This is a genomic window from Hymenobacter sp. UV11, from assembly GCF_004684095.1.
Taxonomy (GTDB): domain Bacteria; phylum Bacteroidota; class Bacteroidia; order Cytophagales; family Hymenobacteraceae; genus Hymenobacter.
The window spans coordinates 1-2,440 of record NZ_SRII01000046.1; the positions used below are offsets into that span (position 1 = coordinate 1).

Consider the following 2,440-nt stretch of genomic DNA (forward strand, 5'->3'; position numbering starts at 1 on the left):
GGCGGCGGCCAGCGTGGAGCGGCTTTCGCTAGCTAAACGCAGGGCTTCGGCGCGGAAGGCCGCATCATACCGCGGCCGTTTCGTGGGAGGGGCTTTTCCCATGGAGTTGGGAATTTAGCACCCAATTCTCTCCTGATTCACCCGACCACCTCAATGGTGTATATAGGCGAATGGCACACTCACCCAGAATCTCACCCTACTCCTTCAAGTACTGACATAGAAATGATTCGCCGTCAGTATCAGAATAAAGGACGCAATACTGATTTTCTACTCTTGGTTATTCAAGGCACAGTATCACGCTATGTAGTCCTAATCAAAAATGGTCAGCTAACCGCATACTCGGAATAACTTGTCTTATAATTCCCCATACGTTAAGCTGGGGGCCATTGCCTGAGCCGGCGGCGCGAGCTACGCAGGCAATGGCCCCCCTAGCCGGTCCGGGTTGAGGTGCCCCAATCGCCCGCTTCGGCGAGGCCGTGTCGCCCGCTGCTAGTACGGCACGCGTTCAACTTCCAGGTAATCGGACAAGCCCAGGCTCTGCCACCAGCCCGCATAGGTCCGCTCCAGCACCAGCTGCCGCAGCGCCGCATCCGTCTGACAGGTGGGCTCGGTCAGCACCAGCTCCAGGGCCGCGGTCCACTGCCCCACCAGCGCGGCCACCATCACCGGTATGGGGAGGGGCTTGGCGCGCGACGACGTGTGGCGGACCAGTGCCCGCTCCAGCAGGCCCGCCACGGGCTCGAACGGCCCCAGCAGGGGCGTGGGGTGGGCATAGGGACGGTACCAGCGCCAAAAGGCAAACAGGTGGGGCTGGGCCAGGGCCACCTGCGCGGTCAAGTCCCACCAGCGCTGCAGCAGCTTCGTCAAGTTCTCGCCCCGCTGCGGCGAGCCCGGGCCCGCTGCTAGGGGTGCTTGCAGCTGGTCCATGGCGTAGGCGTAGACGTTGGCGAGCAGGTCCTCCTTGGTGGGAAAGGTGCGGAAGAGCGTGCCCACGCTCACGCTCGCATGCTGGGCAATGTCGGCCGTGGTAGTGAGGTGCAGCGGTTGCAAGGAGAAGCGCCACAGGGCGGTGGAGAGGATGTGGGCCGTGCGATCGAGGGGCATGAGCAAGTAAGAAAAAAAGGAGGGCCACGTAGCGGCGGGCAACAAGCGTAGCTACTAGGCCCTATTCACCAGGCAAAAGTGGCTCTACGCCACGCAGAAGCGATGTCAGGGGCAAAAATAGTCAATTTGGAGCCATTGGTCCATACTTAGTCCATCGGTAGTCCAGCACTAGTCCGCAAAGTGAACTAGCCGGTCCATGGAATGGATTAAGCGCTCCACCCAGCTTATCTGTCCTTACCCTATCCGCCGGGGTGAGTACTTTGCCGGGCTGCACTACCAGGCCGCAGCGGGCTACTGGCTCTAAAAGGCGTAGGCCTTTGAGACGCCTTTTACGTGTTGTAAAGGGTCGTTCACAACACGTAAAACAGATGAAATTAAGCTAAACGCCTTACGACTAGTAGGTTTTCGCGAGCGTTACGACAGCGTCAAGTACTTGCATTTGCCCATAAATTTCCGCGTCTTTCGTAAAGGTTGCTAGCGGTGGGTTGGTGCCGACCGCTGCCAGAAATGGCGCATACTGGTCGGCTTGCATGATGCGAGCCAGCAAGAAGGCCGTCGTTTTCAAGCCAAAGATGGCGTAGTTAGCGATTTCCCGCTGCTTCTCGGCGTATTTGGCTAAGGTCAAGCGCACTAAGTCGTGTCGTTGCGCCGACGAAAGTTGCGTCAGGAACTCGTCCTGGGCGAGCACCATCTCGAAATAAGAATAATGAAGGCTATACTTTCCCCAATCGGCAGGTGGGGGTACACACGCCGTGCATTGCTGTTGGTACCGGGTGACTAATACTTGTGCCGCATCGGGACGTTGTTGAAACTCGGCGAACCCATTGAAATTGGTTAGCTGCGACCGAACCCCTCTTTGCAACGTGTTGAAAGCTATCATGTTGTTGAGCAGGGGGTAATTCAGGCAGGTCGTAACAAGCCCCGGCGTGGACATTTGCTGGAGCACAGTTGGTGGGACCTGGCAAGCCTGAATCATAGCAGCCCCCGACGTAAGTGCGGCCCAGGCCGGCGTGCCGGGCACGATGGGAAACACATAGGCATCCGCATCATCGGTTGCTGGGGTGGCAGTGTTCGAATCTTCTTTTTTACAGGCAGTTACCAGTAACAAGCTAAAAAAGAAGGCTAACCATTGGTTCGGCAGGAGTCGCAGGAGCTTCATGAAAACAAGGTAAGGCCTGGACCTAGCGAAGGCGAGGAATACGAAAGAATACGGCTTTTAAAAGAACGGACAGCCTTAGCTATACTCGTCACGAAGTGAGTTGCGCGTCGAGAATATGAAATTTACGGGTTAGTAGGGACGCGAGGTCAGGCCCACACTCAGGAAGCCGGGTGAAAA

General features: G+C 57.3%; 3 protein-coding genes. 1 reads left to right on the forward strand and 2 read right to left on the reverse strand.

All coding sequences use genetic code 11. The annotated features are described in order from the left end of the window. Window positions 1–153 precede the first annotated feature (153 nt). Window positions 154–348 (forward strand): Mov34/MPN/PAD-1 family protein, encoded by a 195-nt coding sequence (locus tag E4631_RS27175; protein WP_133656707.1) that lies wholly within the window; start codon window positions 154–156, stop codon window positions 346–348. Between the two features lie 141 nt (window positions 349–489). On the opposite strand, the gene E4631_RS25600 is transcribed toward E4631_RS27175, so the two are convergent. Both E4631_RS25600 and E4631_RS25605 read right to left on the reverse strand, forming a co-directional pair. Next, the gene (locus E4631_RS25600; RefSeq protein ID WP_133656708.1) at window positions 490–1,104 is read right to left on the reverse strand and encodes a TetR/AcrR family transcriptional regulator; all 615 of its coding nucleotides are present in this window, start codon (window positions 1,102–1,104) and stop codon (window positions 490–492) included. 394 nt (window positions 1,105–1,498) lie between these two features. Continuing rightward, entirely contained in the window at window positions 1,499–2,263 is a 765-nt protein-coding gene (locus E4631_RS25605) for a hypothetical protein (RefSeq protein WP_133656709.1), read from the reverse strand. Between the last annotated feature and the right edge of the window lie 177 nt (window positions 2,264–2,440).